The organism is Actinoplanes octamycinicus (genome assembly GCF_014205225.1).
GTDB classification, from domain to species: domain Bacteria; phylum Actinomycetota; class Actinomycetes; order Mycobacteriales; family Micromonosporaceae; genus Actinoplanes; species Actinoplanes octamycinicus.
Genome location: NZ_JACHNB010000001.1, coordinates 9191227 through 9217490, shown reverse-complemented (window position 1 = coordinate 9217490; position 26264 = coordinate 9191227). Strand labels below are relative to the sequence as shown.

At 71.7% G+C, this 26264-nt stretch carries 24 protein-coding genes; 12 read left to right on the top strand and 12 right to left on the bottom strand.

All coding sequences use genetic code 11. From position 1 onward, the window contains the following. Positions 1 to 5 precede the first annotated feature (5 nt). The 4 genes from BJY16_RS41675 to BJY16_RS41660 all read right to left on the bottom strand — a co-directional run bounded on the left by BJY16_RS41675 (position 6) and on the right by BJY16_RS41660 (position 3199). Positions 6 to 1064, bottom strand: a complete 1059-nt coding sequence (locus tag BJY16_RS41675; protein WP_185045114.1) for a glycoside hydrolase family 26 protein — start codon at positions 1062 to 1064, stop codon at positions 6 to 8. Between the two features lie 241 nt (positions 1065 to 1305). Further along, on the bottom strand, positions 1306 to 1854 hold the full coding sequence (locus tag BJY16_RS41670; protein WP_185045112.1) for a hypothetical protein: 549 nt from the start codon (positions 1852 to 1854) through the stop codon (positions 1306 to 1308). 2 nt (positions 1855 to 1856) lie between these two features. Beyond that, positions 1857 to 2219, bottom strand: a complete 363-nt coding sequence (locus BJY16_RS41665) for a PadR family transcriptional regulator (RefSeq protein WP_185045110.1) — start codon at positions 2217 to 2219, stop codon at positions 1857 to 1859. Between the two features lie 365 nt (positions 2220 to 2584). Then, a complete protein-coding gene (locus BJY16_RS41660) occupies positions 2585 to 3199 on the bottom strand; it encodes a DUF4360 domain-containing protein (RefSeq protein ID WP_185045108.1) in 615 nt (204 codons plus the stop codon). Positions 3200 to 3474: 275 nt separating this feature from the next. Between BJY16_RS41660 and BJY16_RS41655 the strand changes: the two genes are divergently transcribed. From BJY16_RS41655 to tuf, 8 genes are all read left to right on the top strand, one after another. Then, complete coding sequence (locus tag BJY16_RS41655; RefSeq protein WP_185045106.1) at positions 3475 to 3819, top strand: nuclear transport factor 2 family protein; 345 nt, start codon at positions 3475 to 3477, stop codon at positions 3817 to 3819. Between the two features lie 58 nt (positions 3820 to 3877). Then, positions 3878 to 6091 (top strand): glycoside hydrolase family 43 protein, encoded by a 2214-nt coding sequence (locus BJY16_RS41650; RefSeq protein ID WP_185045104.1) that lies wholly within the window; start codon positions 3878 to 3880, stop codon positions 6089 to 6091. Between the two features lie 28 nt (positions 6092 to 6119). Further along, on the top strand, positions 6120 to 7817 hold the full coding sequence (locus tag BJY16_RS41645) for an ABC transporter substrate-binding protein (RefSeq protein WP_185045102.1): 1698 nt from the start codon (positions 6120 to 6122) through the stop codon (positions 7815 to 7817). Then, a complete protein-coding gene (locus tag BJY16_RS41640; protein WP_185045100.1) occupies positions 7814 to 8698 on the top strand; it encodes an ABC transporter permease in 885 nt (294 codons plus the stop codon). The genes BJY16_RS41645 and BJY16_RS41640 overlap by 4 nt, the downstream gene beginning before the upstream one ends. After that, positions 8695 to 9684: an ABC transporter permease gene (locus tag BJY16_RS41635; RefSeq protein WP_185045098.1), complete on the top strand. Its 990-nt coding sequence runs from the start codon at positions 8695 to 8697 to the stop codon at positions 9682 to 9684. The genes BJY16_RS41640 and BJY16_RS41635 overlap by 4 nt, the downstream gene beginning before the upstream one ends. Positions 9685 to 9769: 85 nt before the next feature. Next, positions 9770 to 11320 carry a dipeptide ABC transporter ATP-binding protein gene (locus BJY16_RS41630; RefSeq protein WP_185045096.1) on the top strand — a complete coding sequence of 517 codons (1551 nt, stop codon included), beginning with the start codon at positions 9770 to 9772 and terminating at the stop codon, positions 11318 to 11320. A 364-nt stretch (positions 11321 to 11684) separates the two neighbouring features. Then, positions 11685 to 12467: an SCO4651 family lipoprotein gene (locus BJY16_RS41625; protein ID WP_185045094.1), complete on the top strand. Its 783-nt coding sequence runs from the start codon at positions 11685 to 11687 to the stop codon at positions 12465 to 12467. A 289-nt stretch (positions 12468 to 12756) separates the two neighbouring features. Then, complete coding sequence (tuf, locus tag BJY16_RS41620) at positions 12757 to 13947, top strand: elongation factor Tu (protein ID WP_185045092.1); 1191 nt, start codon at positions 12757 to 12759, stop codon at positions 13945 to 13947. A 25-nt stretch (positions 13948 to 13972) separates the two neighbouring features. Here the strand turns inward: tuf and BJY16_RS41615 are convergent, their stop codons facing one another. The 3 genes from BJY16_RS41615 to BJY16_RS41605 are packed head-to-tail and all read right to left on the bottom strand — an operon-like array spanning position 13973 to position 18789. Next, positions 13973 to 15559: an MFS transporter gene (locus BJY16_RS41615; RefSeq protein ID WP_185045091.1), complete on the bottom strand. Its 1587-nt coding sequence runs from the start codon at positions 15557 to 15559 to the stop codon at positions 13973 to 13975. 60 nt (positions 15560 to 15619) lie between these two features. Next, positions 15620 to 16489, bottom strand: coding sequence for a DUF8832 domain-containing protein (locus BJY16_RS41610; RefSeq protein ID WP_185045089.1), 870 nt, complete (start codon positions 16487 to 16489; stop codon positions 15620 to 15622). A gap of 32 nt (positions 16490 to 16521) precedes the next feature. After that, positions 16522 to 18789 (bottom strand): tetratricopeptide repeat protein, encoded by a 2268-nt coding sequence (locus BJY16_RS41605; RefSeq protein WP_185045087.1) that lies wholly within the window; start codon positions 18787 to 18789, stop codon positions 16522 to 16524. A 132-nt stretch (positions 18790 to 18921) separates the two neighbouring features. On the opposite strand from BJY16_RS41605, the gene BJY16_RS41600 reads away from it, so the two are divergent. After that, positions 18922 to 19062 carry a hypothetical protein gene (locus BJY16_RS41600; protein WP_185045085.1) on the top strand — a complete coding sequence of 47 codons (141 nt, stop codon included), beginning with the start codon at positions 18922 to 18924 and terminating at the stop codon, positions 19060 to 19062. 112 nt (positions 19063 to 19174) lie between these two features. Here BJY16_RS41600 and BJY16_RS41595 read toward each other — a convergent pair whose 3' ends face one another. Then, positions 19175 to 19759, bottom strand: a complete 585-nt coding sequence (locus tag BJY16_RS41595) for a TetR family transcriptional regulator (protein WP_185045083.1) — start codon at positions 19757 to 19759, stop codon at positions 19175 to 19177. Between the two features lie 64 nt (positions 19760 to 19823). Here BJY16_RS41595 and BJY16_RS41590 point away from each other — a divergent pair, with 64 nt between their 5' ends. Next, positions 19824 to 20630: an SDR family NAD(P)-dependent oxidoreductase gene (locus BJY16_RS41590; protein WP_185045081.1), complete on the top strand. Its 807-nt coding sequence runs from the start codon at positions 19824 to 19826 to the stop codon at positions 20628 to 20630. 130 nt (positions 20631 to 20760) lie between these two features. Here BJY16_RS41590 and BJY16_RS41585 read toward each other — a convergent pair whose 3' ends face one another. The 4 genes from BJY16_RS41585 to BJY16_RS48075 are packed head-to-tail and all read right to left on the bottom strand — an operon-like array spanning position 20761 to position 24183. Further along, positions 20761 to 21666, bottom strand: coding sequence for a VOC family protein (locus BJY16_RS41585; RefSeq protein WP_239176678.1), 906 nt, complete (start codon positions 21664 to 21666; stop codon positions 20761 to 20763). Further along, the gene (locus BJY16_RS41580; RefSeq protein WP_239176654.1) at positions 21549 to 22787 is read right to left on the bottom strand and encodes a 4-oxalomesaconate tautomerase; all 1239 of its coding nucleotides are present in this window, start codon (positions 22785 to 22787) and stop codon (positions 21549 to 21551) included. The genes BJY16_RS41585 and BJY16_RS41580 overlap by 118 nt, the downstream gene beginning before the upstream one ends. After that, complete coding sequence (locus BJY16_RS41575) at positions 22784 to 23461, bottom strand: 4-carboxy-4-hydroxy-2-oxoadipate aldolase/oxaloacetate decarboxylase (protein WP_185045078.1); 678 nt, start codon at positions 23459 to 23461, stop codon at positions 22784 to 22786. Before BJY16_RS41575 ends, BJY16_RS41580 begins: the two co-directional genes overlap by 4 nt. Beyond that, entirely contained in the window at positions 23458 to 24183 is a 726-nt protein-coding gene (locus BJY16_RS48075; RefSeq protein WP_185045076.1) for a PIG-L deacetylase family protein, read from the bottom strand. The genes BJY16_RS41575 and BJY16_RS48075 overlap by 4 nt, the downstream gene beginning before the upstream one ends. A 251-nt stretch (positions 24184 to 24434) precedes the next feature. Between BJY16_RS48075 and BJY16_RS41565 the strand changes: the two genes are divergently transcribed. Together BJY16_RS41565 and BJY16_RS41560 are read left to right on the top strand one after the other, a co-directional pair. Continuing rightward, positions 24435 to 25187: an NAD(P)-dependent oxidoreductase gene (locus BJY16_RS41565; RefSeq protein WP_185045074.1), complete on the top strand. Its 753-nt coding sequence runs from the start codon at positions 24435 to 24437 to the stop codon at positions 25185 to 25187. Positions 25188 to 25280: 93 nt separating this feature from the next. Then, positions 25281 to 26264: an arabinan endo-1,5-alpha-L-arabinosidase gene (locus tag BJY16_RS41560; RefSeq protein WP_185045072.1), complete on the top strand. Its 984-nt coding sequence runs from the start codon at positions 25281 to 25283 to the stop codon at positions 26262 to 26264.

Sequence of the window (26264 nt, the reverse complement as noted above, 5' to 3'; positions counted from 1 at the left end):
GTGGATCAGCGGACCGTGACGTTGAACAGCGGGTTCGCGGCCAGCTTGCGGAACGCCGCGAGGCTGGCCGGCGTGCTGTCGATGCTGATGTCGCGGTCGCCGAACAGGTCCTTCTTGGTGTCGAAGTAGACGATCGCCTTGATCGCCGGGCGCTTGGCCAGCTCCGGCAGGACGCTGGTGAACTGCGCGGCCTTGTCGACGACCGTGCCGACCCGGTGGTAGGCGCCCCACTCGGCGACCATGATCGGCTTGGCCGGGTGGTTCTTGACCGCCCAGTCGTAGAAGCCGACGCCGCCCTTGGCCTTACGGTCCAGCAGGTCCTTGAAGACCCCCGCGTGGTAGTAGTTCTTCTCGGCGCTGACGTAGGAGTCCAGGCCGATCCAGTCGACCACGTCGTTGCCCGGGTACAGGTCCTTCCACCAGGACTGACCCATCCACTTCTCGTTGCCCATGTAGGCGATCACGCTGACCGCGTTGGTCACGCCCTTGCTGCGCAGCCGCTGGATCACGTGCCGGTACGACGCGGCGAAGTCCTTCGCGGTCATGCCCAGCTTCGCGTCGGTGCGGACGTCGTCCTCCGGCTCGTGGTTGAGCACCAGGAAGAACTTGTCGGTGAACTTGCTCTTCAGCCGGTCGGCGAACGCGTCGATCCGCTTGTCCATCTTGCCGGCGGCGACGTTCGCCCAGGTCGAGCCGTACTCGACGCGCCAGTTCAGGAGCAGCACCCGGGGGTGCGCCTTGTCCCGGGCCATCGCGATCTCGGCGTCGGTCGGGAACTTCTCGTCACCCTTGTGGTACGTGTGGAAGATCGTCGCGGTCCGGCCGGAGAGCTTCTCCCAGGCCTTGTGCTCCGCGTCGCGCGGCTTGCCGGTGAAGCCGCCGGCCGCGGCGCCCCACAGCACGCCGCAGGACGGGACCAGCTTGGCGCCGGTCACGCAGGTCTTGCCGGTGGCACCGGCGGTGGTCGGCGCGGCCTGGGCCGAAGCCGGCGCGGCCGTCGCGATGCCGAGGCCGGCAGCGAGAGCGGTCAGCGTCAGAACGGTCTTGCGCAGCGTCGAGCGCATCACGTGGAATCTCCCCCGAGTTGTCCAGCGGTGTTGCCCGCCGGGCATGGGTAAGAGATTCCAGGGACGGAGTTGTCACGGCGGTGCCCGGAAAGGTGCTCGCCGGTTGCTGTTCGCCGGGCCGCCGGGGTCCGTCGTGGGGACGCTGGTCAGGCTGCTCTCCGGGCCGCCGGGGTCCGTCGTGGGGACGCTGGTCAGCTGCTCTCCGGACCGCCGCCACGGCCCGGAGAATCGCTCGGGGTCACTTGTCGGTCGAGGTCGCGGCGACATGAGAAGAACGGAACCGCAGTCGCCAGAGACGCCCGAAAGCGATCACCGCCAGGGCCCACAGCACGTAGGCGAGCGGGGTCCACCCGCCGCCGGAGCGGCTCACCAGGCCGTCGCCGGTGACCGTGACGGTCAGCGCGGTCTGCAGCCCGGCCACCCCGGACCAGGTGAACGTGCCGGCGCCGTGCGCGGCGACGACCCCGTCCTGGAAGGCCCGTGCCGCCTCGCTGAGCACGAAGTTCAGCAGCAGCGGAAGGAGCCCGGCGGCGAACACCGCGCCGATCCACGAGTGCCGGGGACGGTCGCCGAACTCGGCCCGCAGATACTGCTCGGCGAGCCCGCGGCTGCCACCGATCCGGCGCAACGCCTCCGTCGTGCCGACGTCCGCGCTCGCCTCGACGAGGTTGGCCCGGACCTCCCGCCGGGTGGCGATCCGCTGGGCGCGGGGCAGGTCGTAGAGCTGCTGGTCGAGCATCCAGACCAGGCGCTCGATGCGCAGCCGGTCGAACCATCCGATCGTCACGGTCAGTGTCCTCCCTCGTGGCCGGCGGCCTCGCTGAGCGGCCGGGAAAGCACCGCCTCGACGCCGGCGACGTGCCGGGCCCAGGCGGCGGTGGACTCGGCGAGCGCCCGCCGGCCCGGCTCGGACAGCCGGTAGTACTTGCGGGCCGGCCCGTTCGGCGACGGCACCAGCCGGGTGCCGAGCAGGCCGTCGCGCTGCAACCGGTTCAGCGCCGGATAGACGCTGCCCTCCAGCACGTCCGTGAACCCGGCCGCCTGCAGGCGCTGCACCACCTCGTAGCCATACGACTCCCGCTCGGCGAGCAGGTGCAGCAGCAGGAGCGACAGCACGCCCTTGAGGAGTTGCGGGTCATGGCTCTCGGTCACACTTCTATGCTTGACCCAGTACTAGTGAATGTCAAGTACTGGTCGCCGTCTGTTAGCGGTCGGCCCGGCCCGTGGCGCGTCTTGCGGTGGTCCGGCTGGTAGTCAGGGGTGTCTCGGGTACCCCGAGACACCCCTGACGCCCAGCCGAGCGGCCGCGAGGCGCGTCGCGGTCCGGTGGCACGGCGGACCTCGCGCCGCGGGCCGGGCGGCGGGACCTCCGCGGCGACCGTGGGCAGCGGCGGATCCGCATGACACGCGTGGCGGTCCGGGGTGGTGCGGCCTTGCGTGCTGTCCAGGCCGGGAACGACAAGTCGTACGAGATCCCGGTTTTGATCGTGAAGGTTATGGGTTGCTCGGTGCGGGGGTCAGCACTTGAGCCAGGAGACGTGGTAGACGGTCTGCAGGCTGGCGTCGGTGGAGTCCATGGTGAGGAAGCTGGTGGTCTTGCGGGACGAGGTGCCGGCGTTCACCCGCAGCTCGGTGTTGACGTTCAGGTAGCGCTGCTCGCCGCAGGGGAGGAAGGAGAGCGAGCCGACCTCGACGCGGTCGGTGTGCTGCCAGTCGGTGTCCATCCAGCCCTTGAAGTCGTGCCGGATCCGGGTGGTGTGCGACTCGCCCTGGAAGTAGTAGAACGCGGTCTCCGAGCCGGTCGCGCCGGCCTCCAGATGACCGAAGCCGCGGTAGTCGGCGCCGGCCACCGCGTAGGTGTATCCCTGCGGCACGTGCACGTTGAGGGCCATCTGGCAGTTCTTCCGGAAGTCGGTGGGCCCGGCGTCCGGGCCGACCTGGGCGACGAAGTCGCTGTACGTCACGGTGAACGCGGTGTTGTCCGGCGACACCTGCACCTTGGCGGTCTTGTCCGGACAGCCGGAGCCGTTCGTCGCGACCACGTCGATGACCATCTTGTCCAGCGGTGGCGGGGCGGGCGTCCCGCCCAGTGTGGAGAGCAGCAGGGCGCCCGCGGTGATCGTGCTCAGCATCGATGTCCTCCGACAGCGGAAAGTGAATGGGAAAGGCGCCCGGAAAATGGCCGGGCGCCGAGAGGAAACGTACGTTTCGGCAGGTCCGGATTCCGTGATATCGGCACTCGACCCGCTCACGGGTACCCGCCATTTGTCCGATCAGCGCATCACCGGACCGGCTTTCCGGGCAGAAATGTCCGATTCTGCCGCGCGCGGTCCGGGCCCGGTGCTATGGGCGGTGGTTACCGCTGGGGTAATCGACGGGCCGGCCGCGGCGATGCCATGGTTCCGGCATGAGCATCAAGGACATCTTCCTGGACGCGTTCGGCCGGTTCGCCGCCGGTGACCTCGACGTGCTGAACGAGGTGATCGGCGCGGACTTCGTCAACCACGACCCGTCGAGCCCGCGGGACAAGGACGCGTGGATCGAGTTCACCAAGAGCGGCCCGCTGGTCAACTCCACGATCGACCTCAAGCGGGTGATCGCCGACGACATCTTCGTGGTGGCCCACTACCAGCTGATCCCGCCGGAGGGCGGTCTCGGCGAGGCGGTGGTCGACGTGTGGCGCTTCGCGGACGACCTGATCGTCGAGCACTGGGACGTCTCGCAGCCGATGACCGCCCCGGATCAGGTGTAACGGATGTGAATATGCCGGGTTGTTGCTGGAAAAATTGCCCCAGTCCTAGCTTCCCGGTATGAAATTACGCGCTTGCCTGGCGGTCGCGGTGACGCTGCTGGCCGGGCTGACGACGCCTGCCCGAGCGCGGGCCGCCGCCGCCCCCGCCACCTACACCAACCCGGTCAGCGCCGGGACCGTGGACACCTTCCCGGATCCGGCGGTGATCCGCGGCAAGGACGGGACCTGGTACGCCTACGGCACCACCAACCCGATCTTCCACAGCCGGGGCGAGACCGGCGAGCACATCCTGCCGATCCTGTCGTCGCCCGATCTCGTCCACTGGACGTATGCGGCGGACGCGATCACCGTCACACCCGCCTACTGGGCGGCGAGCACGCGGGCCTGGGCGCCGGACATCCGCTACCTGGATGGCCGCTACCACCTGACCTATGCGCTCTCCAACGGCGGCATCGCGCTGCTCACCGGCGCGACCCCGGTGGGGCCGTGGACCGACCGCGGGCTGCTGGTCCGGCCGTCCGACAGCGGCTGCCCGACCGGCACCATCGACCAGGCGCTGTTCACCGACACCGACGGGACCCACTACCTGTACTGGGGCAGCTACGACACGCTCTGCGTGCAGCAGCTGACCGCGGACGGCCTGGGCCGGGTCGGCGCGGTCACCCAGGTGGGCCGGGGCCGGCGGGCCGAGGGGTCGTTCGTGGTGCGCCGCGACGGCTGGTACTACCTGTTCTTCTCCGACGCCGGCTGCTGCGACGGGGCGTTCAGCGGCTACACCGTCAAGGTGGGCCGGTCGACCAGCCCGCGCGGACCGTTCGTCACCCCGAGCGGCCTCGACCTGATGGCGCTGACCAGCAAGGACGGCATCGTGCTGGCGGCCAGCGGGAACCGCTGGATCGGGCCCGGGCACAACGCGCTCGCCACCGACCTGGCCGGGCAGGACTGGCTGGTCTACCACGCGATCCCGGCCGGCGACCCGGACTTCCCGCCGGTCACCGGCGCGAACGGGGCCACCCTGAACCTCACCCGGCGGCCGCTGATGATCGACCGCCTGGACTGGATCGGCGGCTGGCCGGTGGTCCGGGCCGGCGCCGGGGCGTCCGACACGGCGCAACCCGCGCCGGTCAGCACGCCAACCGTGCACCGGGGCACCGGCTGGGACAAGACCTGGCCGGTCGCCACCGATCCGGACTCCGGCGAGTATCTGTCCGCGCCGAAGGCGTCCTTCTCGCTGAGCACCAAGGCCGCTTCCGGCGACGTACGGGTGGAGGGTGACGTCCGCTCCGGGGCCGGGCTGGTCATCTCCTACACCGACCCGCGAAACCACGTGGTCGCGTGGCTGGACCAGGCGACGCGGCGGCTGGACGTGGCGGTGACCGTCCAGGGGAAGCGCACTGACACGACCGCGGCCCTGCCGGCCGGCTTCTCCTACGGCACCTGGCACACCGTGGCCGCCGAGCGGCGCGGCCGGAAGCTGACCGTGGAAGTCTCCGCGGACCGGCTGCGGGACGCGGTCGCCACCGTCGCGCTGACCCTGCCCAGCGCGGTCCCGACCTCCGGCCGGATCGGCGCGGCGGCAACCGCGGCCGGCGCCGGCGCGGACAACCTCGGCGCGACCCCGCTCTACCGCCCGGTCACCCAGCGGCTCGCCGACCCGCAGCCGGGCGCGCAACTGCCGGCCTACTCCGACGAGTTCACCGGGAGCGACCCGGCGTGGAGCTGGCTGCGCGGCCGGAACGACACCACGCTGACCGGGGACGCGCTGGTCTGGCCGACCCAGGCGACCGAGCTGTACACCGGGACCAACACCGCGTCGGTGCTGCTCCGCGACGCCCCGGCCGGGGACTTCACGGTGGAGACCAAGCTGACCTTCGACGGGACGCGCGGCAACCAGCAGGCCGGGCTGCTGCTCTACCAGAACGACGACAAGTACTTCAAGCTCGCGCACTCGGTGCTGCCGCTGGCCGGGACCAGCGAGGTGACCCACCAGGTGGAGTTCGGCAAGGAGGGGCAGCGGGGGACCGCGGTGGCCAACGCGCCGATGTTCGGCGGGCCGGCGGCCGGGACCACCTGGCTGCGGCTGCGCTACCACTTCGACCAGGTGAACAACGAGGACGAGGTACGCGCGGCGTCCAGTGTCGACGGAGTGACCTGGACCTGGGCCGGGGTGTGGACGCAACCGCACACCGGGCCGTACCGGATCGGGCTGGTGTCGATGAACGCGACCGGGGCGACCGCGTCGTTCGACCATGTCCGGACCGATAGTGCTTAAAGCCTATCGGTGAGGTAGGTTACCGGGCATGCGTAAGTTGGTTCCTGCCGTCCTGTCCGTGACCGTGCTCCTCGCCGGCTGCCAGGGAGGTGGTGGTGACGGATCCACCACCACCTCCACCGCGGCCTTCGACCCGGCGACCTGCCAGGGTGGCACGCTGACGGTGCTCAACCAGGGTGGCATCAACCACCTCGACCCCGCCCGGCTCTACACCTCCGGCGGCGGCAACCTGCCGTCGCTGCTCTTCCGCACGCTGACCACCCGCAACCGGCAGCCCGGCGAGGCCGGCGCCAAGGCCGCCCCGGACCTGGCGACCGACCTGGGCACCCCGTCCGACGGCGCCAAGATCTGGACCTACCACCTGCGCGACGACATCTTCTTCGAGGACGGCACGCCGATCACCGCGAAGGACGTGAAGTACGGCATCGAGCGCTCGTTCGCCCCCGAGCTGCCCGGCGGCGCGCCCTACCTGCGCGACTGGCTGGACGGGGCGGCCGACTACCAGGGGCCGTACAAGCAGCCGGACGGCATCAAGTCGATCGAGACGCCGGACGACAAGACGATCATCTTCAAGCTGCGCAAGCCGGAGGGCGACTTCCCGTTCCTGGCCACCGCCACCCAGTTCGCGCCGGTCCCCAAGGCCAAGGACTCCGGCGTCGACTACGAGAAGCACCCGATCTCCTCCGGCCCCTACCAGGTGGAGTCCTACGAGCCGAAGAAGTCGCTGGTCCTGGTGCGCAACAAGCACTGGTCGACCAAGATCGACGAGCTTCGGTACGCCTGCCCGGACCGGATCGAGGTGACCTCCGGGCTGGACGCCGCGGTGATCAACCAGCGCCTGGTCACCGGCGCCGGCCAGGACGCCAACGCGGTCACCACCGACGCGGTCGTCGGCCCGGAGCAGCTCGCCCAGCTGGGCACCGGCTCCGAGCTGGACAAGCGGGTCACCCGCGGCGAGTTCCCGTCGACGCTCTACCTGGCGTTCAACACCAAGAAGGCGCCGTTCGACAACCCCAAGGTGCGGGAGGCGCTGTCGTACGCGATCAACCGCACCTCCGTGGTCAACGCGCTCGGCGGTTCCGCGGTGCAGGGCGCCTCGACCACCTTCCTGCCCCCGCAGAAGGCGCTCGGTCAGCAGCCCTACGACTACTTCCCGGCCGGCGCGAGCGGTGACCCGGCCAAGGCCAAGCAGGTCCTCGCCGAGGCCGGCCTGACCGATCTGACCGTCGAGGTCACCCACGAGAACGACGACAGCGAGGGCATCGGCCCGAAGGTGGCGGCCGCCGTGCAGGAGGCGTTCAAGCAGGCCGGCGTCACGGTCAAGCTGAACGCGATCGACGCCGCGACCTACCGGGACGTGATCGGCAAGCCGGCCACCCAGCCCGGCCTGGTGCTCACCACCTGGGGCGCGGACTGGCCGTCCGGCGGCCCGTTCCTGATCCCGATCTTCGACGGCCGGCAGATCATCACCGCGGGCGGCAACTTCAACCTGGCGCAGTACAACGACCCCGCGGTGAACGCCGAGATCGACGCGATCAACGCGCTCACCGACCCGGCCGCGGCGGCCGCGCGCTGGGGCGCCCTGGACGCCAAGATCGGCAAGCTGGCGCTGGTCATCCCGCTGACCTACGAGAAGGACGTCTACCTCTACGGCAAGAACGTCAAGAACGCGTACGCCGACGGCTGGCGCGGGCAGCTCGACATCGCCCGGATCTCGGTCAAGTGATCCGTGAGCTCCGCAGGGACCGCGGCTTCGTCGTGGGGGCGGTGATCGCGGCCGGCATGGTGCTGGTCGCGGTCACCGCGCCGCTCCTGGCCGGGCTCGCCGGGCAGGACTACACGACGTACCACGACACGCTGCTCGACTCGGCGCGCGGCGGCGTGCCGATCGGGTCGTTCGGCGGGATCAGCGGCGAGCACTGGCTCGGCGTCGAGCCCGGGACCGGCCGGGACCTGTTCGCCCGGCTGGTGCACGGCGCGCAGGTGTCGGTCGGCGTCGCGGTCGCCGCCACCTTCCTCGAGGTGCTGCTCGGCGTGACCGTCGGGGTGGCGGCCGGGCTCGGCGGCCGCTGGGCGGACGCCGGGCTGAGCCGGCTGATCGACCTGGTGCTGTCGGTGCCGGTGCTGGTGATGGCGATCGCGCTGCTCGCCATCGTGCCGCAGGACTGGCCCCGGCCGCTGCTGCTGGCCGTGGTGATCGCGGTGCTCGGCTGGGGCGGCACCGCCCGGATCAGCCGCGGCGAGACCCTCACCCTGCGCACCCGCGACTACGTGGCGGCCGCCCAGGTGGCCGGCGCGCCCTGGTGGCGGGTCGCCCGGCGGGAGATCCTGCCCGGCCTGACCGCCCCGATCCTCACCTACGCCGCCCTGCTGCTGCCCACCAACATGGTGGTCGAGGCCGGGCTCTCCTTCCTCGGCGTCGGCGTGCGCCCGCCCACCCCGTCCTGGGGCCAGATGCTGTCCAGCGCGACCACCTGGTTCCGGGCCGACCCGATGTACGTCTTCCTCCCGGGGCTCCTCCTGTTCCTCACCCTGCTCTCCTTCGTGCTGGTCGCCAACGGCCTGCGCCGGGTGCTCGACCCGCGGCAGCGCGAGGTGCTGCGATGATCGGCTACCTCGGGCGGCGGATCGCCGGCGGCGTGCTCGTCCTGCTCACCCTCTCCGCCCTGATCTACGCGCTGTTCTACCTGGCGCCGTCCGACCCGGCCGTGCTGGCCTGCGGCAAGGGCTGCACCCCGGAACGCCTCGCCGACGTGCGCGAGGCGATGGGCCTGGCCGACCCGGTCGCCACCCAGTACTGGCACTACCTGCAGGGCATCGTCGCCGGCCGGGACTACTCGCTCGGCCCGGACGTCCGGCACTGCCCGGCCCCCTGCCTCGGCTACTCCTTCGAGACCTCGCAGCCGGTCACCGCGCTGCTGATGGACCGGCTCCCGGTCTCCTTCTCGCTGGCCCTGGGCGCCGAGATCCTGTCGCTGGCGGTCGGCATCGGCGCCGGCCTGCTCTCCGGCGCCCGCCGGTTCCGCTGGCTCGACCGGATCGTCAACGGCCTGGTGCTGGCCGGCTACGCGGTCCCGGTCTTCCTGGTCGGGCTGCTGCTGCTCCTGCTCTTCTGCGTGCACCTGCAGTGGCTGCCGTTCCCCAGCTACGTCCCGTTCACCACCGATCCGCTGCTCTGGGCGCAGAACCTGCTGCTGCCGTGGATCGCGCTCGCGGTGATCCAGTCCGCGGCGTACGCCCGGCTGACCCGGGCCGGGCTGCAGGAGAGCCTGGCCGAGGACCACATCCGCACCGCCCGGGCGTACGGGATCCCGGAACGCCGGATCCTCTGGCGCCGGGCCCTGCGCGGGGCACTGCTGCCGCTGGTCACGCTGACCGCGGTGGACGTCGCCGCGATCGTGACCAGCGCGGTGCTCACCGAGACCATGTTCGGCCTGCCCGGCATCGGTCAGCTGCTGGTCGGCGCGGTCAACCAGATCGACCTGCCGGTGGTCGTCGGGGTCACCCTGCTCACCGGCCTGATCATCGTGGTCGCCAACGCGGCGGCCGACCTGCTCTACGCCGCCGTCGACCCCCGGGTGCAGCTGCGATGACCGGCGGCACCGAACGGCAGCCGGTGGAACCGGACAACGACCTCGCAGGCGAGGGCCGCAACGGCATCGCGACGGAGGCTCAGGGATGACACTGTTGACAGTGGAGGATCTGCGGATCTCCTTCGGCGACAAGCGGGCGGTCGACGGGCTGTCGTTCGCCTTGGCGGCCGGCGGCTCGCTGGGCATCGTCGGCGAGTCCGGCTCCGGAAAGAGCACGGCCGCCCTGGCGCTGCTCGGACTGAGCGGCGGCACGGTGTCCGGCACGATCGATTTCGACGGGGTGGATCCCGCCACGGTCCGCGGTTCGCAGATCACCATGGTGTTCCAGGACCCGCTCACCGCGCTCAGCCCGTTCCACACCGTCGGCGACCAGATCGCCGAGGTGTACCGGCTGCACACCGGGGCGTCCCGGAAGGCCGCAAGGGACCGGGCGGTCGAGGTGCTCGGGCAGGTGCACATCGCCGACCCGGCCCGGCGGGCGGCGGCGTACCCGCACCAGTTCTCCGGCGGGATGCGGCAGCGGGCGCTGATCGCGATGGCGATCGCCTGCCGGCCCCGGCTGATCGTCGCCGACGAGCCGACCACCGCGCTCGACGTGACCGTGCAGGCGCAGATCCTCGACCTGCTCGACGAGGTGCGGGCCACCACCGGCGCGGCGCTGCTGCTGATCAGCCACGACCTCGGGGTGGTGGCCGGCTCGACCGAGCAGGTGGTGGTGATGCGGCACGGGAAGGCGGTCGAGCAGGGCCGCACCGCCGCGGTGCTGTCCGCTCCGGAGGCCCCGTACACGCGAGCGCTGCTGGACGCGGTGCCCAGGCCCACGTCGCGGCTCTTCACCCCCGGCGAGCCGTTGTTGCGCGTTCAGGACGTCCGCAAGCACTTCCCGCAGCCGCGGCGTGGCGCCTTCCGCAAGCCGCCGCCGATCCGCGCGGTCGACGGGGTGAGCCTGGACGTGCACGCCGGCGAGACGCTCGGCATCGTCGGGGAGTCCGGCACCGGCAAGACCACCCTGGCCCGGATGATGGTCGGGCTGACCGCGCCCAGCTCCGGGCGGATCACCTTCGACGGGACGGACATCCGGCGGCGGCAGGGGCGGTCGGTGCAGATGGTCTTCCAGGACCCGCTGTCGTCGCTCAACCCGCGCCGCACGGTCGGCGAGAGCATCGCCGACCCGTTACGGCTTGCCGGGGTCCGCGATCCGCGCGCCCGCGTCGAGGGCCTGCTGGACCGGGTCGGGCTGTCGGCGAGCGAGTACGACCGGTACCCGCACCAGCTCTCCGGCGGCATGCGCCAGCGGGTCGGCATCGCCCGGGCGATCGCCCCGGCACCGCGCCTGATCGTCTGCGACGAACCGGTGTCGTCGCTGGACGTCACCACCCAGGCGCAGGTGCTCGCCCTGCTCGAGGAGCTGCGCGAGGAGCTGGGGCTGTCGCTGGTCTTCGTCTCGCACGACCTGGCCGTGCTGCGCCAGATCGCCGACCGGGTCGCGGTGCTCAAGGACGGCACGGTGGTCGAGATCGGGCCGACCGCCGAGGTCTACGAGCAGCCGCGGCACGCCTACACCAAGGAGCTGCTCGCCGCGGTGCTGGCCGTCGACCCGGCGGAGGCCCGCCGCTTGCGGACGCTGCGCTCGTAGTCCCGCGGCGCCGCACCGCGCCCGATCGGCCCCGGAGAACCAGCCGGGTGCGAGAGGCGTGCCGGTGCCGGTTCCGGCTGGCTCCCACGGGTCCCTCAGCTCGTCGGAGGGACCCGTGGGAGCCAGCCGGGGGGCGGTGGCGCGCTGCGGACCTGGACCGGGCTGGGCCTTGCGCGGGAGGTGCGGGGCGGGTGCTGCGGGCGTACCGAAAGCGGGGTCCGGTGTTGGTGGGCCCCTGGAGGCGGGTCGGGCAGGCGGACATGGACGACGATCGGGGTGGGTTGTCGCCCGTCCCGGCGATGACCGCATTGACGGACTCGTCTAGGGTGGGCGGCCGAGCCTAGCGACGGGGAGACACCGAACGATGAAGATGCGACGTCTGGCCGTCACGGGTGTGGCCCTGGTGGCCCTCGCCGGGATGGGCGCCTGTGGGGACAAGAAGCCGGCCCCGGCCACCGGCGGCGGGACGACCGGCGCCGCGGCGGCCGCCACCACCGCCCCGGCCGCGGACTCGGCTGACGCCAAGGCCGCGCTGCTCGCCGGCGTGACCAAGCTGACCAGCTCCAGTGCCAAGATTCACATGACGTCGTTCGGCGGCATCGTCGGCGACGGCTCGTTCGACGCGTCGAAGAAGCTGGTCGACCTCAAGCTCGACATGGGCAGCCTGGGCGACGTCAGCATGCGCCAGGTCGGCACCGAGCTGTACTTCCGCTACGGTGGCGCCGCCGCGAAGAACTTCGCGAACGGCAAGTGGATGCACATCGACGCCAGCAAGATGCCCGCCGACAGCGCGCTCAGCCTGGAGAAGAACGACCCGCGCAACTCGGCCAAGATGCTGGAGTCGGCCACCGAGGTGAAGCAGGCCGGCCAGGGCAAGTTCGAGGGCACCCTGGACATCGCGAAGTCGCCGTCCGCCACCCCGCAGCTGCTCAAGCTGCTGGACGGCAAGAACACGCAGATGCCGTTCACCGCCGAGGTCAACGCCGACGGTTACCTGACCAAGATGGCGGTCGACCTGAGCGAGATCGGCGCCGGCGAGACCGTCGCGACGTACTCGGACATGGGCACCCCGGTCACCGTCACCAAGCCGCCGGCGAAGCAGACCGTCGAGATGCCGAAGTCGGCCCTGCAGGCCATGGGCGGCTGAGTTCCCCTTTCCCGGACGAGGGCGGCGCGAAAGCGCCGCCCTCGTCGTTATTCGGTCGTGTCACGGTCCGCTTCGGGCTAGGTTTCCCCCATGGTCGCGTACGGTCGTCAGCTCCCCACCCCGGTGGGCGCTCCCGTGCGCGCGTTCCTGGATACCCGAATCTGACCCTTCCCCAGCAGTGGCAGAACCCGGGGAAGGGTGGGTTCGTCGTGCGCGGTTCTGGCGCGCGCCACTGGCATCGGCGCGCGTTCCACCCCATGCCTCGCATCCAGTGAGGATTGATCAGATCATGGCCAAGAGCCAGTTCCTTCGTACGAAGCCGCACGTCAACATCGGCACGATGGGTCACGTCGACCACGGCAAGACGACCCTGACCGCCGCGATCACCAAGGTTCTCGCCGACCGCGACCCGGCCTCCAACCGGTATGTCGCGTTCGAGGGGATCGACCGGGCGCCGGAGGAGGCGGCCCGCGGCATCACCATCACCATCGCGCACGTCGAGTACGAGACCGAGTCCCGCCACTACGCGCACGTCGACATGCCCGGGCACGCCGACTACGTGAAGAACATGATCACCGGGGCGGCGCAGGTGGACGGGGCGATCCTGGTGGTGTCGGCGCAGGACGGGTCGATGCCGCAGACCCGCGAGCACGTGCTGCTCGCCCAGCGGGTCGGGGTGCCGTACCTGGTCGTCGCGCTGAACAAGAGCGACATGGTCGACGACCCGGAGCTGCTCGACCTGGTCGAGCTGGAGGTCCGGGAGCTGCTGTCGGAGTACGGCTTCCCGGGCGACCGGGTGCCGGTGGTGCGGGTCAGCGCGCTCCGGGCGCTGCAGGGCGACCCGCGCTGGGCAGGCTCGATCGTCGAGCTGCTCGACGCGGTCGACGACTACGTGCCGGTGCCGCCGCGCGAGCTGGACGTGCCGTTCCTGATGCCGATCGAGAACGTGCTGACGATCAGCGGCCGGGGCACCGTGGTGACCGGGAAGGTGGAGCGCGGCGAGCTGCGCGCCGGCGAGCCGGTCGAGCTGGTCGGGCTCGGACCGACGGTGTCCAGCGTCGCCACCGGGCTGGAGATGTTCGGCAAGCTGCTGGACCCGGCGCAGGCCGGTGACAACGCCGCGGTGCTGCTCCGCGGCGTGAAGCGGGAGCAGGTCCAGCGCGGCCAGGTGCTGGCGGCGCCCGGGTCGGTGCGGCCGCACCGGGTGTTCCGGGCCCGGATGTACGCGCTGACCGCGGCCGAGGGTGGCCGGCACACGCCGTTCGCCGCGGACTACCGGCCGCAGTTCTACTTCCACACCACCGACGTGTCCGGCGGGATGGACCTGGGCGGCCGGGACCTGGTGATGCCCGGCGACACCCTGGACGTGGTGACCGTGCACCTGGGCAAGCCGGTGGCTCTGGAGCCGGGTCTGGGCTTCGCGGTCCGGGAGGGCAACCGCACGGTCGCCGCCGGCACCGTCACCGAGGTGCTGGACTGAGCTGACCGAACCGGCCCCGCCGCCGTCAACCGAGGACGCTGCCGTCCGAGGTGGACGGCGCGGGGTCGGGCAGGCGCCGCATCCGGATCGAGTTCACCAGCCCCAGCACCGCGGCGAGCAGCGGGATGAGCAGGGCGATCTGCAGCGATACCGGCCGGGCCGTGGTGTTGATCCGGAGGATCTCGGCCTGCACCTCGGGTGGCTGCCCGACCAGCAGCTCGGCGAGGTGGGTGTTGGTCATCACCTGGGCGTTCTCGTCCAGCACCTGGGCCACCCGGGTCTGCTCGGCGGGGGAAAGGACGGTGCTGGCGTCGGCCTCCGCGGTGAACGAGGCGGCGAGCGTGGCCAGCATGACCGCGCCGGCGAAGGCCAGCCCGAAGGACAACCCGAACGAGCCGCCGGCCGAGTTCACCGCGGCGGCCTCGCTCACCCGTTCCTCCGAGATCGGCGCGAGCGTGTAGTCGTTGAGCTGCGACACCAGCAGGCCGAGGCCGGCGCCGGCGATGGCGAGCGGGACCAGCAGCGTCCACCCGGAGTCGGCCCGCGGCACGATCGGGATCAGGATCAGCACCCCGACGGTGAGCAGCAGGAAGCCGAGGCTGACGATGTTCGCCGGGCGCCGCCGGCCGGCCTTCTGCCCGGCGAACAGGGCCACCGCGAACATGCTCAGCGACAGTGGGGCGAGCGACAGGCCGGCCGCCATGGCGCTGTACTCCAGCACCATCTGCAGGTAGATCGGCAGCGAGATCATCAGGCCGCCCAGGGCGATCTGCTGCAGCAGCTGCTGGGAGATGCCCACCTTGAACATCGCCGACCTGAACAGCGCCGGATCCAGCAGGTGCGGCTTGCCGGCCCGGGCCCGGCGCACCAGCCAGAAGGCCAGGCCGGCCAGCCCGGCGACGCCGAGCACCATCAGCGCGAGCACCGCCTCGCCGCCCTCCTGCCAGACCAGGATGCTGAGCACGATGCCGCCCATGCCGACCACGGACAGCGCTGAACCGACCAGGTCGACGCTGCGCGGCCCGGTGTACGGCACGTTGCGCACCAGCCCGATCCCGGACAGCACCCCCGCGATGATCACGACTTCCAACCCGAACCCGACCCGCCAGGACAGGTACGTGGTGATGAACCCGCCGAGCAGCGGCCCAACCGCGGCGGCGATCGCGGCGGCCGCCCCGACCAGGGCGTAGACCTTGCGCTGCGCCGGACCCTGGAAGTTCCCGTGGATCAGCGACTGCATCGCCGGCAGCAGCAGCGATGCGCCGATCCCGCCGATGATCGCCCAGAAGACGATGATCGCGGTCAGGTTCTGCGCCACCGTCATCGCCAGCGCGCCGACGGCGTACCCGAGCAGACCGAGGACGTAGGCGCGCTTGCGGCCGATCAGGTCGCCGACCTTGCCGCCGATCAGGATGAAGGCGGCCGAGACCAGCGCCTCCAGGGCGATCGCGCTCTGCACGCCGCTGGTGGTGGTGTCCAGGTCGCGGACCACCGCGGCGATCGAGACGTTCATCAGCGAGGTGTCCACCACCAGCACGAACATCGCCATGGCCAGGAGGATCCCCAGCCGCCGCTCCCGGCTGCCGAATTCCGCGTTCCCGCCCGCTGTCATCCCCTGAGCATCGGTCCGGCCGGGCCGGCGGGCATCATCCCGACGAGGTGATCGCAGCGGCTAGTTGTGCCCGTGCGCGGACGAGGTGGTCGCGGTGAACTCGGCGAGGTGCACCGTCCCGTCGTGCTTGAACCCGAGGAAGAGCCGGTAGACCCCGGCGGACGGGACCCGCGCGTCGAACGTGACGTCCGGCCCGGCGACGGCGCCCTCCTGCGGGTGCAGGTGCACGTAGGCGAGGTCGCCCCGGCGCAGCGCGACCAGGTGGCCGTAGGCGCCGAGGTAGGGCTCCAGGATGACCGGCTGCCCGGCCTTGCTGACCGAGACGGTCATCCACGACTCGGCGCCGGCCCGGGGATCGCCGGCCCGGGTCACCGTGTAGCCGTCCACGGTCGTCTCCCAGGCGGCGGCCGGCAGCTCCCGGGGCTGGTAGTCGCCCGGCGCGGGCAGGTCGGCGCCGAGCACGACGTTGTCGCTGCGGGCCCGCGGGGTGAAGTCGGCGACCATCCGGTACTGCCCCGGCGCGCCCGGCACGAAGGTGGCGGACCAGGTGCCGTCGGCGGCCATCACGGGCATCGGGTGCTGATAGCCGGTGAGGTCGCGACGCACCACGATGAGGTGCAGGTCGCCGGTGAACTGGGTGACCGGCTTGTCGTCCGGCCCGACGATCCGGAACGCGAGGGTCTGCCGCCGTCCCGGGGTGAGCGTCGTGGTGACCGGGCTCAGCGCATAGCCACCCTGGACGATCTGCAGGCCGCCGGGCAGCGGGTCGCCGGCCGCGTCGTGCCCGGCATGCCCGCCGGCGGCCGCGCTGCTCTCCCGCGCCGCCGCCCGCTCCCGGTCCGCCCCGAGGAGCCGGTTGGCCCCGAGGGCAACCCCGACGAGCACGATCACCCCCACGACGTACGCCGCGACCCGCACCGAAGTCCGCATGCCTCCACCTTGCGCACACCGCACCCGCCACCTCAACCCACGCCACTCACCCACCACGCGTCGAGCATGTCGCTGATCTCCGTCAGCTCGGTGTGCCCGTCCTGGAGCAGCCGCTGCACGTCCGCCGTCAGCGCCGTGACCTCGGCGTCGGCCCGCTCCGTCCGGCCCGCGCCGCGGAGCAGCTCAGCGGCGAGGTAGCGGTTCCACAGTGTGTCCAGGTGGTCCCGTCCCAGTTGCTCCTGGCACTCGGTGACCAGGTTGTTCATCCGGTCCAGCGCTTCGATGACCCGGTCGGCCCGGGCCAGCCAGAGCACCAGCAGCCGGTGCGCGTGCCGGATCTCCGGGGCCGCCGCCGGGAGCGCCGTGCGCAGCTCGTCCAGCAGTGGGCCGAGCAGGTCTGCCGCGACCTGGGCGGACTCCGCCTCACCGCGCTGGTCGGCCAGCTCGACCCGGGTGTTCAGGGTGTCCCGGGCATGCGGCCCGAGCGTCCGGAGGTAGTCGGCGACCAGCACGGTGAGCTGCGCCGCGGCCGTCTCATGGTCGCCGTCGCGCGCGGCCCAGATCGCGATGCCCTCCCGGGTGGCGAGCACGTTCGGGTGGTCGGCGCCGAGAACCCGGACCCGGACGGGTAGCAGGGCGCTCAACTCCTTCCGGGCCCCGGAGGCGTCACCGAGCCGCCCGTGCGTCCAGGCGAGGTTGTGGCGGATCGTGAGCGTGTCCTGATGCTCCGCGCCGAGGTGTTCGACGGCGAGCGGAAGCAAGAACTCCCAGTAGGCGCGGGCGGTCCGGTAGAGACCGTCGTCGGTGAGGCTGTTGCCGGCCTCGAAGACGGCGGAGTGCAGGCGGTCCGGGCCGCACAGCGCTACCGCCGCGACCCGGAGCAGGGCGGTGACGTTGCCGCGCAGCGCCGCGGTCTCGGCCGGGCACGCCCGGTACCACTCCACCAGCGCGTCCGCGGCGCAGCGCACCAGGTCGCCGAGGCGCTCGGCGGATGCCTCGCGGACCGCGCGCTGGGTCAGCGCGTGGACCCGGAGTCGCTGCCCGCCGTCGACGAACTCGGCGAGGCTCACCCGCCGCAGGCAGGACAGCCCGTCCAGGGTGTCCGCCGCGGTGGTGGGCGCGCCCCGGTCCGCCTCGACGAGACGCACGATCGGTGCGGTCGCGAAGAGCGGCACCGGGATGCCGTGCGGGTCGAGCACGGCGGCCAGGCGCAGCAGCGGCGCCGCCACCCGGGCCGGTGCCAGCCGGTCGGCCGGCTCGATGAGCAGGCGCGCGGTGGTGAACGCGCCGCCGCTGTAGGCGCCGAGCTCGGTCAGCGACCGGGAACGGAACTGCCGGAGATAGCCCGAGCAATCGGTCCGGTAGTCGGCGATGAAGGTGACGGCCCGGGCCAGCGAGTAGGGATGGTTCTCCAGCGCGGCGGCGAGTTCCCCGGCGCCCGCCAGCTGTCCCGGCTCGTCGCCGAGCTGGTCACTCAGGAACGTCAGCGCCTCGTCCGGCTCGAACGCCCCGATCTCGACGACCTTCCGCTGGCCCGCTCCGAGCGAGGAGTCCCGGCGCTGGGTGGTGACGATGGTGGACCCGGCGTCGGCGGGCGGCCACAGGTCCGCCAGGTGTACGGGGTCCTGCAGGTCGTCGATGGCCAGCACCCAGCGGTAGCCATGCCGGCCGGCCAGCCAGTTCCGGAACCGGCGGGCGGTGGCCTCGCGGTCATGGCCGTCCGGCAGGCCGAGAGCCCGGGAGGCGTCCACGAATCCGTCGACGATCGCCTCGTGCGTGTGCCCGGGCACCCAGACGGCGAGGTTCACCAGCCCTTTCCGCCACGCCCGGGCCATCGCCGACCGGGCCAGCTGGGTCTTGCCGGTGCCGCTCGGCCCGGTCAGCACCACCTGGCCGTGGTCGGCGACCAGGGTGTCCAGGACCGCGCTCGCCGGGCGCTCCTGGAAGGCGGGCGCGAGGTCGGGCGCCGGCCCGAGCCACGCCGACGGCTCCACCTCCAGGGCCTGCTCCTGCTGTGCCCGTCGGTGCCGACGTCGCCACCGGCCCAGATCAGGCTGCCCGGGCCGTTTCGCGAGGGCGTGATGAGCCCGGACGACCGCCTCGACGAACGGCAGGTCCAGCTCACGGTTGCCGTTCAGTTTCTCGTAGACGGTGCTCACCGAGGCCGGGTAGTCGAACTCCTTGATCTTTCGCTGGATCCCCCGGTAGGTGGAATCTCCACTGTCGATGACGAGGGCGCGCAGTTCCCGGGCGTACGCTTGCTGCGCGGTGTCTCGCGGTGGATTCCGGCGTTCCGTCATAAGGGGAATTGAACTCCGGTGATGCCCGGAGCGCTCCACCGTTCCGTTCTGTTTTGTTCCGGCGACGACCGGCTCCGTATCGATCACGCTGAGGTGAGTCAGTTCGATCGATACCCGAGGAGCGTTCGCGTCATGGTTCCCGCCGCCTCTGCCTGGCTTTCCGACGCCACCGCCTGGGTGCAGTTCGGCATCGCCCTGCTCACCCTGGCCGGCGCCGCCGTCACGGTGGTCCGGAAAGTCCGTGACCGCCGTGACGACAAGGACGAGGAGTAGCCGCGCGCCGTCACCGGCCGGCGGCGCTTCCGGCCAGCATCGGGACGGCCGGCTCCGGTTCCGCCGCGTCGACCGGCTCCGCCCGGCACGCCGGTGCGCGGCGTGGGCCGGGTCAGGGGCGGAGGGCGGCGGCCGCCGAGTCGAACAGGTCTTCGAGGGGGACCGCGCCGTTCGCCCGCGTCCACGCCTCGCCGGCCACGTCCAGGCAGGTGATGGCACAGGCGACGAGCGCCTCCGCCCGGACGTCCAGCGGGTCGTCCGGATCGGCCCGCAGCCGCCGCCGCAGCTCCGGGACCAGGGACTCCTGCCACCGGAGATGTTTCTCGATGTGCCGGGCGCGCAGTGACGGCGTCTCGTACATCATCTTGGACACCTTGAGCATGGTGTCCGCGTCGTAGGTGACGTCCTTGATCGCGTGGAACGCGCTCCGCAGCGCGGTCCACGGGTCCTCGCTCTGCGGCCGCTCGGCGAGGGCCCGGGCCGCCAGCTCGCCCTGCGCGGCCAGATCGCCGAGCACGATGTCCTCCTTGGTCCCGAAATAGCGGAAGAAGGAGCGCCGGGAGATGCCGGCCGCCTTGGCGATGTCGTCGATCGTGGTCGCCTCGAACCCACGCGTCAGGAACAGCTCCATCGCGGTCCGGGCGATCTCGTCGTAGACCGCCTGGCGGGTCCGGTTCCAGAGGGTCTGCTCGGGCATGCCGCCACTTTAACAGGCGATGACTGCTTGGCACCAAGTGCCAAGTAGGCATAGCATGCACACCATGAGCGCAGTCGATTACCGAGCACAGACCGTCCTGATCACCGGCGCCAGCGCCGGGCTGGGCGCCGAGTTCGCCCGCAAGCTCGCCGCCCGTGGGGCCGGCCTGGTGCTGGTCGCCCGCCGCGCCGACCGTCTCGCCGAGCTTCAGGCGGAGCTGACGGCCGCCGGCGGCACGGTCACCACGATCGCGATGGACCTGGCCGTCCCGGACGCCGGCGAGCGCCTCCACGCGGCCCTCGCCGGCACGCCGGTCACCAGCATGATCAACAACGCCGGGTTCGGCACCAACCGGCCGTTCCACGAGGAGGATCCGGGCCGGGTCACCGACGAGATCACCCTCAACGTGACCAGCCTGGTCGGCATCACCCGGGCATTCATCGACGAGCTGCGCGCCGGCCACGGCTTCCTGATCAACCTGGCCAGCGTCGCCGCCTACCAGCCGAATCCGCGGATGGCCGTCTACGGCGCGACCAAGGCGTTCGTGCTCAGCTTCAGCGAGGCGCTCTGGTACGAGTCCCGCGGCACCGGCCTGCGCGTGCTCGCCGTCTCCCCGGGCGCCACCGAGACCGAGTTCTTCGAGGTCGCCGGTCAGGGCGCCGACGGCGGCACCCGCCGGATGCGAGCCGACCAGGTCGTCGACGCCGCGCTGCGCGCCCTGGACCGGCGCAACCCACCGCCCAGCGTGGTCACCGGCGCGCTCAACAAGGTGATGACCGGCGCCGGTCGCCTGGTCAGCCGGCGGATGCTGGCCAGCGTGGTCGGCACCATGCTGGACCGGTCCGCCGAGCGGCTCAGCTCCCGGGTGTGACCAGGTTCAGGTTGAGCAGGTCGACCGGGCTGTCCTGCCGCCTGCCCGGTCGCATCCGCCCGGATCGCCGGCCGTGATCGTCCCGTGGGTCAGGCCCACTCCGACTCGGCCACCGGAGGCATGCCGTGGGTCAGGCCCACTCCGACTCGGCCACCGGAGGCGTCCCGTGGGTGTGGAACGTCTCGATGGTCTTGAGGCCCCAGGCCTGGCCCTTGGCGCGCTCCGCCTCGGTCCAGGTGACCACCTCGTGGTCCGGGGCGAGCAGCAGCCGGGCGCCGGCGTTGCACAGCTCGATCCGGTTGCCGCCCGGCTCGTAGACGTACAGGAAGAAGGTCTGCTGGATGGCGTGCTTGTGCGGGCCGGTCTCGATGTGCACGCCGGCCTCCAGGAACACGTCCGCGGCCCGCAGGATGTCCTCGCGGGTGTCGGTGGCGAACGCGATGTGGTGCAGCCGCCCGGTCGAGCCGGTCCAGTCCCGGGTGTAGACCACGTCGTACGACTTGTCGCTGAACGTGTACCAGACCGCGGCCTTGGTGCCGTCGTCCAGCACGATCTGCTCGCTGGGCCGGCCGGTGAGCGCCTCGTTGACGAACGTCTCGTTCTCCGGCACGTCCCGGGCCAGGAAGTTGATGTGGTCCAGGCGGCGCACGTTCGAGCCGCGGCCCGGGAACCTCGCGGCCTGGTTCTTCAACGAGGGCCGGGTCTCGTCCGAGGCGACGTAGCGGTGGGTCTCCCAGTAGAGCCCGAACCGGTGCCCGTCCGGATCGGTGAAGTGGAAGACCGGGCCGTAGCCGGGCTCGTCGGTGTTCCACCCCTCGCCGAAGCCGGCTTTCTCGATCGCGGCGACCCGGCGCTCCAGCGCCTCCGGGCTCCGGGCGCGCAGCCAGCTGCGCCCGATGCCGGAGGCCGGCGCGGCGGTCACCTTGAGCGAGAACCGCTCGTAGTCGTCCCAGGTGTGCAGGTAGACGCTGTGGCCGCGACGGTCGACCGCCTCCATCGCCATCTGGTCGGTGAAGAACCGCACGGTGTCGTCCAGCACCGGGGTGAAGAGCTCGACGGCGGAGACGTGGGCGATGTCGCGGGTGCGTTCAGCCATGGCTTTCCTCGCGGGGGGTGGACCTGCCCCTCCAGGAGCAGGCGGGCGGTGCTCACGATGGCCGACCGGCCGACCGTGATCTCGTCGCCGGCCGCTGCGACGTCGACGACCACGTCGGAGAAGCCGGTCGGGTGTTCCAGCCGGATGGTCTCCGGCCGCTCCGGCAGGAAGGCGATGCTGCCCGGGACGGCGGCGGCGGTCCCGACGCTGACCGCCGCGAGCACGCCGATCGAGGCGTGCACCCGGTGCGGGATGAACATCCGGGTGCTCAGCGTGCCGCCGTGCGCTGCCGGCGCGATCAGGCACATCTTCGGCACCGTGGTGGCCGAGACGTCGCCCAGGCCCATCAGCTTGCCGGCGATCAGCCGCAGCCCCTCCACCCGGCGGCACAGGGCGGCGTGCGCCTCCAGCTGGGCCGGCGTCTCGTAGCCGGAGACACCCAGGTCGTCGGCGTTGAGCAGGACGACCGGCATGCCGTTGTCGATCAGCGTGGCCGGGACGCCGTCCAGGTCGTCGCGGACCCGGCCGGTGGGCAGCAGGCCCGGGGCGACCGAGCCGGCGGTGTCCCGGAACTCCACCTCGATCCGGGCGGCGGTGCCGGGGACGCCGCTGAGGGCGGTGTCCCCGGCGTACTCGACGCGGCCGTCCGGCGTGGGCACGGTGACGACGGCCAGCGCTCCGGTGTTCACCATGCGGACCCGGACCGGGGTCTGCCGGCCCTGGACGCCGACCAGGCCGCGCTCGATCGCGAACGGCCCGACACCGGCCAGGATGTTGCCGCACGGCTGTTCCGCGCTGACCACCGGCTTGTCCACCTGGACCTGCAGGAACAGGTAGTCGACGTCGGCCGCCGGGTGCCCGGAACGGCTGATCACGGCGACCTTGCTGGTCAGCGGGTGGCCGCCGCCGATCCCGTCGATCTGCCGCGGATCCGGTGAGCCCATGATCGCCAGCAGTAGCCGGTCACGCTCGGCCGGGTCGGCCGGCAGGTCCTCGGCACGGAAGTACGCCCCCTTGGACGTCCCGCCGCGCATCATCAGAACCGGGACCGGGGCGCTCATCGGTACTCCACCCCGAGCCGGTCGAGCAGCGGCCGCAGCCGGTACAGGTCCACGCCCAGCTCACCGGCGGCCAGCCTGGCCCGTTTCGACTCCTCGTTCGCGGTGCGCTGCCGCGCCGCGACGAGCACGCCGGCGGCCCGGTCGCGGGGGACGACCACGATGCCGTCGTCGTCGGCGATCACCGCGTCGCCCGGCCCGACCACCTGGCCACAGATGGTGACCGGCACGTTCACCGAGCCCGGGCTGGCCTTGACCGTCCCCTGCGGGCTGATCGCCCGGGTCCACACCGGGAAGCCCATCGCGCGCAGCTCCGCCGCGTCCCTCACGCCGGCGTCCATGACCACGCCGACCGCGCCGTGCGCCCGCAGCGACGTGGCGAGCAGGTCGCCGAGCATGCCGTCGGTGGACGGCGAGGTCGTGGTGACGACCACGACGTCGCCGGGCCGGACCGTCTCCACCGCCGCGTGGATCATCAGGTTGTCGCCGGGGTGGCAGGAGACGGTCACCGCGGCACCGGCGATCCGCACGCCCCGCTGGAGCGGGTGCAGCTCGGGCCGGAAGGCGCCGCGCCGCCCGTCGGCCTCGTGCACGGTGGACGCGCCCTGCTCGGCGAGTCCTTTCGCCACCTCGGGATCGATCCGCTCGAAGGTCCGGACGACGACGTGGCGGCTCACGACAGCTCCCGGGTGACCTGCGGGTAGATGCGCATGTAGGCCTCGGCCCGGGTGTCGTTGGGCAGGCCGAGGTTGGGACCGGAGTTGCGGGCCGCCTGCAGGCCGCGCCGGGCGCCCAGCTCGGTGTAGTAGGCGTGCAGGTGCTTCTGCGCGGCGAGCACCTGCATCGCCTCGCGTTTGCGCTCCCACACGTCGGTGACGTCGAGCAGCACGTTCGGCAGGAAGCCGCACTGCTCCGGCTGGTGTGGCTCGAAGCAGAACACCGGTGGCGCGCCGATCACCTCGCCCGGTCCCGCCACGCCGGGCGCCTGGGCGAGCACCCGGGCCTTGAGCGCGATCTGGTGCGCGAACGCGTGGTCGCCGTTGTACGGATCGGCCGGCGCGTGCGTCAGCACCACCGACGGCTGCACCTCGCGGTACAGGTCGATCAGGCCCTGCAGCAGCTCCGGCGTCTCGACCAGCGGGTAGTCGTTCGCGTCGAAGAACCGGATCTCCGCGCCGAGCGCCTTGGCGGCCTCCTCGGCCTCCTGCCGGCGGACCGCCTTGACCTGATCGAGGGAGTATCCCTTGCGCCACAGCGAGGCGGACTCGCCCCGCTCGCCGAAGCTCAGGCAGCCGATCACCACGCGCTCGCCGCGCGAATGGGCCAGCGCGATCGCACCTGCCGCGCGCCAGACGAAGTCACCGACATGAGCGGTGAGCACCAGGGTGGATGCCGTCATTGCGCCTACCCTCCTTCTGCGAATCGCATTGTTGACAATCGGCACGCGGTCGGTCGCCACGCGGTTCAAGCTAGGGCAAACCCCAGGCCGAGACAATTGTTGACAATCTTGTTGGCATGCGGGAACACTCGTTTCCGGCCCGGGAGATGGAGCGATGGCGACCGATGCATCCACTTGCTCGCACACCGCAGGCCCGCCGGGTCCAGCGGCGACCCGTCGCCCGTGACGACCGAGCATCTGGAGGCCTCGCCATGATCTTCGCGGTACTGGGGCTGGGCGAGGCGGGCAGCCTGATCGCCGCCGACCTGGTGGCGGCCGGGGCCACGGTCCGCGGGTTCGACCCGCGAGTGGCGCCACCGCCCGGCGTGATCGTCGCCGGCGGCGATGCGGAGGCCTGCGCCGGCGCGGACATCGTGCTCAGCGTGACCAGCGCGGCCGACGCCGTCGACGCGTTGCGTGCCTCGCTGGCGGCCTGCGCCCCCGGGACCATCTGGGCGGATCTCACCACGGCCGCCCCCGGACTCAAAGAGCTCCTGTGCGTGGAAGCGGCCGGCGCCGTGGAGGTCGTCGACGTCGCGCTGATGTCCCCGGTGCCCGGCAACGGTCTCCGCACCCCGATGACGATGTCCGGCCCCGCGGCCCACCGGCTCGCCACCGTCTTCGGTGGCCTGGGCGCTGACGTGGTGGTGCTGGACGGCCCGGTCGGCACCGCTGCCACCCGCAAGCTGCTGCGCAGCGTCTTCTACAAAGGAATGGCCGCGGCCGTGGTGGAGGCGCTGACCGCGGCGCGGGCGGCCGGCCTGGAGGAGTGGCTGCGCGGCACCATCGCCGCCGAGCTGATCAAGGCGGACGCAGCCACCCTCGATCGGCTGGTCGACGGCTCCACGAAGCACGCGGTGCGCCGCCGCGAGGAGATGGCCGCGGCCGCCGAGCTGCTCGGCGAGCTGGGTGTCCCGCCGCGGATCGCGACCGCGAGCCGGGACTGGCTGGCCGACCTGATCTGACCTGATCTTGTCCAGGCCGGCGGGCAACCTTTCCGGCTCGTCGGCACACCTTCCGGGCACACCCCATCCCCATCCCCGGAAGGTGAACCCTTGATGAGATCCCGCGTGCGCAAGCTGCTGCTCGCCGGTGTCACCGGCGTCGTCGCGGTCGCAGCCAGCGTTTACGGCCTGACCACGGCCGACGCCGCGACCTATCCCCACCCGGGCGTGGTCACCGGCTCGACCGCGGCGCACGACCCGACGATCGTGAAGAAGCCCGGTGGCGGCTACCTCCTGGCCGCCACCGGCGACGGCATCACGCTGAAGACCTCGACCGACCGGACGCGGTTCGCCGACGCCGGCAAGGCCTTCCCGAACGGCACCCCGTGGGCCAACGCCTACACCGGCGGCAGCGCCACGCTGTGGGCGCCGGACATCTCGCACCGTGGCGGGAGATACGTCATGTATTACGCCGCGTCCGCCTTCGGCTCCAGCAAGTCGGCGATCTTCATGGCGACGAGCACCACCGGCGCGGCCGGCACCTGGACCGATCGCGGCAAGGTGATCGAGTCGACGGCCACCAGCGGCTGGAACGCGATCGACCCGAACCTGACCGTCACGCCGTCGGGGGAGTGGTGGCTGACCTTCGGCTCCTTCTGGTCCGGGATCAAGATGGTCAAGCTCAACCCGTCGACCGGCAAGCGGGCCGACAGCACCATCCGCAACATCGCCGAGCGGTTCGTGAACAGCAAGTCGGTCGAGGCGCCGCACATCTTCTACCGCAACGGGTACTACTACCTCTTCATGGCCTTCGACCTGTGCTGCAAGGGCGCGTCCAGCACATACCGCACGATGGTGGCCCGGTCGACGTCGATCACCGGTCCCTACAAGGACCGGGCCGGCACCCTGACCACGGCCGGCGGCGGCACCGAGATCCTGGCGTCGCACGACGGCATCTACGGCCCCGGCCACCCGGCGGTCTTCACCGACAGCGACGCGGATGTGCTCGTCTACCACTACTACACCTCCGCGGGCGATGCGAAGCTCGGTATCAATCTGCTGTCCTGGAGTTCCTCGGGCTGGCCGACCGTCTATTGA

Bases quoted from the DNA above. Each gene is read 5' to 3' on its own strand.
- BJY16_RS41675 (WP_185045114.1), bottom strand. From the start codon at position 1,064: ATGCGCTCGACGCTGCGCAAGACCGTTCTGACGCTGACCGCTCTCGCT.
- BJY16_RS41660 (WP_185045108.1), bottom strand. From the start codon at position 3,199: ATGCTGAGCACGATCACCGCGGGCGCCCTGCTGCTCTCCACACTGGGC.
- BJY16_RS41655 (WP_185045106.1), top strand. From the start codon at position 3,475: ATGAGCATCAAGGACATCTTCCTGGACGCGTTCGGCCGGTTCGCCGCC.
- BJY16_RS41650 (WP_185045104.1), top strand. From the start codon at position 3,878: ATGAAATTACGCGCTTGCCTGGCGGTCGCGGTGACGCTGCTGGCCGGG.
- BJY16_RS41645 (WP_185045102.1), top strand. From the start codon at position 6,120: ATGCGTAAGTTGGTTCCTGCCGTCCTGTCCGTGACCGTGCTCCTCGCC.
- BJY16_RS41635 (WP_185045098.1), top strand. From the start codon at position 8,695: ATGATCGGCTACCTCGGGCGGCGGATCGCCGGCGGCGTGCTCGTCCTG.
- BJY16_RS41630 (WP_185045096.1), top strand. From the start codon at position 9,770: ATGACACTGTTGACAGTGGAGGATCTGCGGATCTCCTTCGGCGACAAG.
- BJY16_RS41625 (WP_185045094.1), top strand. From the start codon at position 11,685: ATGAAGATGCGACGTCTGGCCGTCACGGGTGTGGCCCTGGTGGCCCTC.
- tuf (WP_185045092.1), top strand. From the start codon at position 12,757: ATGGCCAAGAGCCAGTTCCTTCGTACGAAGCCGCACGTCAACATCGGC.
- BJY16_RS41615 (WP_185045091.1), bottom strand. From the start codon at position 15,559: ATGACAGCGGGCGGGAACGCGGAATTCGGCAGCCGGGAGCGGCGGCTG.
- BJY16_RS41610 (WP_185045089.1), bottom strand. From the start codon at position 16,489: ATGCGGACTTCGGTGCGGGTCGCGGCGTACGTCGTGGGGGTGATCGTG.
- BJY16_RS41605 (WP_185045087.1), bottom strand. From the start codon at position 18,789: ATGACGGAACGCCGGAATCCACCGCGAGACACCGCGCAGCAAGCGTAC.
- BJY16_RS41600 (WP_185045085.1), top strand. From the start codon at position 18,922: ATGGTTCCCGCCGCCTCTGCCTGGCTTTCCGACGCCACCGCCTGGGTG.
- BJY16_RS41595 (WP_185045083.1), bottom strand. From the start codon at position 19,759: ATGCCCGAGCAGACCCTCTGGAACCGGACCCGCCAGGCGGTCTACGAC.
- BJY16_RS41590 (WP_185045081.1), top strand. From the start codon at position 19,824: ATGAGCGCAGTCGATTACCGAGCACAGACCGTCCTGATCACCGGCGCC.
- BJY16_RS41580 (WP_239176654.1), bottom strand. From the start codon at position 22,787: ATGAGCGCCCCGGTCCCGGTTCTGATGATGCGCGGCGGGACGTCCAAG.
- BJY16_RS48075 (WP_185045076.1), bottom strand. From the start codon at position 24,183: ATGACGGCATCCACCCTGGTGCTCACCGCTCATGTCGGTGACTTCGTC.
- BJY16_RS41565 (WP_185045074.1), top strand. From the start codon at position 24,435: ATGATCTTCGCGGTACTGGGGCTGGGCGAGGCGGGCAGCCTGATCGCC.
- BJY16_RS41560 (WP_185045072.1), top strand. From the start codon at position 25,281: ATGAGATCCCGCGTGCGCAAGCTGCTGCTCGCCGGTGTCACCGGCGTC.